Source organism: Kineococcus glutinatus (assembly GCF_039542765.1).
In the GTDB taxonomy this organism is placed as follows: domain Bacteria; phylum Actinomycetota; class Actinomycetes; order Actinomycetales; family Kineococcaceae; genus Kineococcus_A; species Kineococcus_A glutinatus.
On the sequence record NZ_BAABIL010000245.1, the window covers coordinates 1 to 726 of the forward strand.

General features: G+C 33.3%; 1 protein-coding gene. It reads left to right on the forward strand.

Annotation, left to right across the window (positions count from 1 at the left end):
• Positions 1–145 precede the first annotated feature (145 nt).
• A complete protein-coding gene (tnpA, locus tag ABEB16_RS10220; protein ID WP_324618628.1) occupies positions 146–619 on the forward strand; it encodes an IS200/IS605 family transposase in 474 nt (157 codons plus the stop codon).
• The last annotated feature ends 107 nt before the right edge of the window (positions 620–726 follow it).

The window sequence follows — 726 nt, forward strand, 5'->3', positions numbered from 1 at the left end:
TTTTTTTATTGTGCGCTTTAGCATGAATAAACCACCAGCTATGCTGGTGGTAGAAAAATAAGCTTTAGCTTCAAGCAAAAAACCTCCCATGATAAACTATTTATGTTACTGGCAGTAGCATAGACAGAAAAGGGAGGTATCCTAAATGGATAATAATAGTTTATCACATACATCATGGAATTGTAAGTATCATATAGTATTTGCTCCAAAATATAGAAGACAAGTAATATATGGAAGGTTAAAACAAGATATAGGAAAAATATTAAGGGACTTATGTGATAGAAAAGGAATAAGCATAATAGAAGCAGAATGTTGTCCAGACCATATTCATATGTTGTTAGAAATTCCACCGAAATACAGCATATCTCAAACAATGGGCTATTTAAAAGGAAAAAGTAGTTTGATAATATTTGATAGACATGCAAACTTAAAATACAAATACGGAAATAGACATTTTTGGTGCAGAGGATATTATGTAGATACAGCAGGAAAAAATGCGAAAAAAATACAAGAATATATAAAAAATCAATTAAAAGAAGATTACATGGCAGACCAAATAAGCATTAAAGAATTTGTAGACCCGTTTACGGGAGAGCAAGTAAACAAAAGCAAAAAGTAAGGTGCTTTAGCACCAGCTGTGAAAATTGGTGCACGAGAAAGAAAGTTCGAAGCATGAAATGCTGCCGGTAACAGCCCCTTATAGGGGCAAAACAAACCACCGGCTTA

Coding starts and splice junctions, on each gene's coding strand:
- tnpA (WP_324618628.1), top strand. CDS start 146: ATGGATAATAATAGTTTATCACATACATCATGGAATTGTAAGTATCAT.